General features: G+C 74.4%; 4 protein-coding genes. 2 read left to right on the top strand and 2 right to left on the bottom strand.

Annotation, left to right across the window (positions count from 1 at the left end; genetic code table 11):
- A partial coding sequence (locus tag KN815_RS27405) for a Zn-ribbon domain-containing OB-fold protein (protein WP_216344584.1) occupies positions 1-198 on the top strand: 198 nt, incomplete at its 5' end.
- Positions 199-571: 373 nt separating this feature from the next.
- Here KN815_RS27405 and KN815_RS27400 read toward each other — a convergent pair.
- Both KN815_RS27400 and KN815_RS27395 read right to left on the bottom strand, forming a co-directional pair.
- The gene (locus tag KN815_RS27400; RefSeq protein ID WP_216344583.1) at positions 572-1,264 is read right to left on the bottom strand and encodes a pyridoxine/pyridoxamine 5'-phosphate oxidase; all 693 of its coding nucleotides are present in this window, start codon (positions 1,262-1,264) and stop codon (positions 572-574) included.
- 128 nt (positions 1,265-1,392) lie between these two features.
- On the bottom strand, positions 1,393-2,571 hold the full coding sequence (locus tag KN815_RS27395) for a thiolase C-terminal domain-containing protein (protein WP_216344582.1): 1,179 nt from the start codon (positions 2,569-2,571) through the stop codon (positions 1,393-1,395).
- A gap of 112 nt (positions 2,572-2,683) precedes the next feature.
- On the opposite strand from KN815_RS27395, the gene KN815_RS27390 reads away from it, so the two are divergent.
- The coding region (locus KN815_RS27390; protein WP_216344581.1) for an acyl-CoA dehydrogenase family protein at positions 2,684-3,721 on the top strand (1,038 nt) is incomplete at its 3' end.

Below are 3,721 nucleotides of genomic sequence, written 5' to 3'. Positions count from 1 at the left end.
CCGCCGTTCGGCGCCCGCGTCCCGTACACCGCCGCCGTCGTCGACCTCGCCGAGGGGCCGCGGATGATGACCGAACTCATCGAGGCCCCGGCGAGCGGTCCGCGCGTCGGGATGCGGCTCCGGGTGGCGTTCCGGACGGCCGATGCCGCCGAGGGGGACGCTCCCGCCGTTCCCGTCTTCCGGCCGCTGCTCGCCTAAGCGCTCCGCGGGAAGTGCCGCGAGGTGCGGTCGTTCATCCGCGGCTGTGTCGTGGCTGGCCGCCCACCCGGCGGAGCCGCATATCGACACAGCCGCGGCGGAGCCGCATATCGACACAGCCGCGGCGGAGCCGCATATCGACACAGCCCCGCGCCCCTTCGGGGCGCACCCGAAACCGCACCGGACTTCATCGAGGCCGCTTAGTCGGCCCCTGTCCGCGTCTGCCTGGCGTTACGGCGTAACCGCCTTACGGTCGCACCGTTCAATGGTGCGCGCCTTACGGTCGCGTTCGCCGGCTCGTCGCACCCTTACGTTCGTCGCCAAACGGCCGCACCGCCGCTACGGCCCCACCGCTCCCACGGCCCCACCGCCCCTACGGCCACAGCAGTTCCCGCCGCCAGCCGCCGCGCTCGTCCGGGTCGCGGCGGTAGCGGAGCCGTACGTGCCGCCGCCGAGCCTCCTCCTGGTAGAACTCGACCTCGTCCGCCTCCAGGACGTACAGGGTCCAGGTGGGGGCGGTCGCGTCCGGTTCGCGTTCGGCCCGCTCGTACGCCGTCTCGAAGGCCCGTAGCAGCTCCTCGTGCGAGCCGAGTACCTTGCTCTGGCGTCCGCTCCCGGCCAGCGCCGCCGCGAGTGCCGCCGGGGACCGGCCGCGCAGATCGGCAGCGCTCTCCTCCGGCCCGGCCTCGCCGACCCGCCCGCTGACACGCACCTGACGGCCCGCCCGCATCCAGTGGAACGCGAGCGAGGCGTACGGGTTCTCGGCCAGTTCCCGGCCCTTACGGCTGGTGCGATGGGTGCCGAAGTGCCAGCCGTGCTCATCGGCGTCGTGCAGCATCACCGTGCGCTGGGACGGGCGGCGGTCGGCGTCCGCGGTGGCCAAGGTCATGGTGTGCGGGCCGGGTTCCCCCGCCTCGGCGGCCTCCCGCAGCCACCGCCGGAAGAGCGGAAGCGGTGCGTCCGGGGCCGTGTCCGGGTCGAAGACCGGCAGCTCGCCCGCATGGGGTACGCGCAGGCCGCGCAGCAGTGCGCGGAATGCCTCAGCCTCGTTCTGGTCATCGCTCATCGGCTCCCCATCCGATCACCCGCGATGGGCCGGGGCAAGCGGAGGCGTACGTACGGCAGGGGCGGGCCGAGCCGGGACCGGCGCTGACCCGGGCCGCTGACCGTCCCCCGGCCGCCGCGCGGGGCCGGTCAGCCGCGGCCCAGGACGACTGTGCCCGCTGAGCAGAACCAGCCCCCCGTCCCCGACGCCACGGCCAGCTCCGGCAGCCGTCCGCCCGCCTTGTGCACCTGCCGCTCCCCGGCCTCGCCGCGAAGCTGGCGTACCGCCTCGACCAGCAGGAACAGTCCGCGCATCCCAGGGTGGCAGGCGGAGAGGCCGCCGCCGTCGGTGTTGGTCGGCAGCTCGCCGTCCCGCGTCAGCCGCCCCTTCGCCGCGAACGCCCCGCCCTCGCCCTTGGCGCAGAAGCCCAGGTCCTCAAGGGTCACCAGGGTCATATAGGTGAAGGCGTCATAGAGCTGGGCCACATCGATATCCGACGGCCGGACACCCGCCCGCGCGAAGGCCGCCCGTCCCGAGGCCGCGGCCGGGGAGATCGTGAAGTCCTCCCATTCGGACATGGTGGTGTGCGAGACGGCCGTGCCCGAACCCAGCACCCACACCGGGGCTTTCGCCGTGTCCGGTACGTACTCCTCGGCCGCGAGCAGCACCGCGCAGCCGCCGTCCGAGCGGATGCAGCAGTGCAGTTTGGTGAAGGGGTCGGCGATCATCGGGCCGCTCAGGACGTCATCGACCGTGATCGGTTCGCGAAACATCGCGTCCGGATTGTGCCCGGCATTGATACGCGCCTGAACGGCGATGTCCGCGAGCTGTTCGAGCGTGGTGCCGTACTCATGCATATGGCGGCGCGCGGCCATCGCGTACTTGGCGACCAGCGTATGCCCGTACGGGACCTCGAACTGGAGCGGTCCCCGTGCCCCGAAGGAGAGGTTCGCGGTGCGGCGGCCCGCGCGGATGTCGGCGCGGGCGGTGGAGCCGTAGACGAGCAGGACGGCGCGGGCGTGCCCGGCGGCGATCGCGTCCGCCGCGTGCGCCGCCATGACCTCCCAGGTGGAGCCGCCGACGGCCGTCGAGTCGGTCCAGGTCGGCCGCAGCCCCAGATACTCGGCCACCTCGACCGGCGCGAGGGTGCCGAGCCCCGCCGAGGCGAAGCCGTCGACGACCGACCGGTCGAGCCCGGAGTCGGCGAGGGCGCGGCGGGCGGCCTGGGCGTGGAGGGCGTAGGGGGTGGCCGTGTCGACGCGGCCGCAGTCGGAGAGGGAGACCCCGACGACGGCGACCTTACGGGCGCGGTGCGCTGCGGGCGACATGAATCTGACGGTACATCAGATTTGGTGGAGCCGTGGAGGGGGCGGAGGGGTGGGAAAGTCCGGGGTCCGTCCCTAGTATGACGGTCCGTCAGATTGCGGGAGGTGCTCGCCGATGGACGCCGCGTTCACCGAGGAACAGGACGAGATCCGCCGTACGCTGCGCACACTCCTGCGGGAGCGATGCGGGCCGGACGAGGTCAAGGCGGCGGTCCATGCCGCGCCCGGCTACGACGAGGCCCTGTGGCGGCGGCTCGCCCGGACGCTCGGGCTGCCGGGCCTGGCCCTTCCGCCGGCGTACGGGGGCGTCGGCTGCGGGGTCACCGAGCTGGCGCTGGCTTGTGAGGAGACAGGGCGCGTGCTGCTGCCCTCGCCGCTACTGGCCACCGCCGTGTTCGCCGCGCCCCTGGTCGCCGCGGTGGGGACGGAGGCACAGCGCGCCGAGCTGCTGCCGCGTATCGCGGAGGGCGCCCTTACGGCGGCGCTCGCGGTGCCGGGGCGCGCGCTGCCGGAAGCGCTCGGGCTCGTAGGAGCACGGGACAGCGCGTGGGCCGGTGGGGGGCGCGCGGGGGGTGTCCAGGCGCGCCCGGACGGCGACGGCGGTGCCGGGTGGCGGCTGTATGGGCAGGTGGAGCAGGTGCTGGGCGGGCACAGCGCCGAACTGCTGCTGGTCGCCGCCCGTGCCGGGGGCTATACACGCGGCCGGACACTGCTGTTCCTCGTCCCGGCGGGGGCGGACGGGGTTACGGCGGGGGCTGACGGGCTGGTCCGCACCCGGCTGACCGCGCTCGACGCGACGCGCCCGCAGGCCCGCATCGAGCTGCGGAACGTATCCGCCGAGTTGCTGGGGGTGGATGACGGCGGGAGCGGGGACGGGGTCGCGGAGGCGCTGGCGGCGGTGGGTGCGGCGGCCGCGGCCGTGCTTGCCGCCGAGGCCGTGGGGGCGGCGGACGCGGCTCTCGCACGGACGGTCGACTATGTGCGGGCGCGTGAGCAGTTCGGCCGCCCGATCGGCTCGTTCCAGGCGGTCAAGCACCGGCTGGCGGATGTGTACGTCGCGGTCCAGGCGGCCCGTTCGGCGGCCTACTACGCCGCTTGGGCCGCCGCCCAGGGCGGCGCGGAGGGCGCGGGCGCGGCCCTGGGCGGTGCGGAG

It is taken from the genome of Streptomyces niphimycinicus (assembly GCF_018883605.1).
Classification (GTDB): domain Bacteria; phylum Actinomycetota; class Actinomycetes; order Streptomycetales; family Streptomycetaceae; genus Streptomyces; species Streptomyces niphimycinicus.
This window is presented reverse-complemented; position numbering and strand designations above follow the sequence as displayed.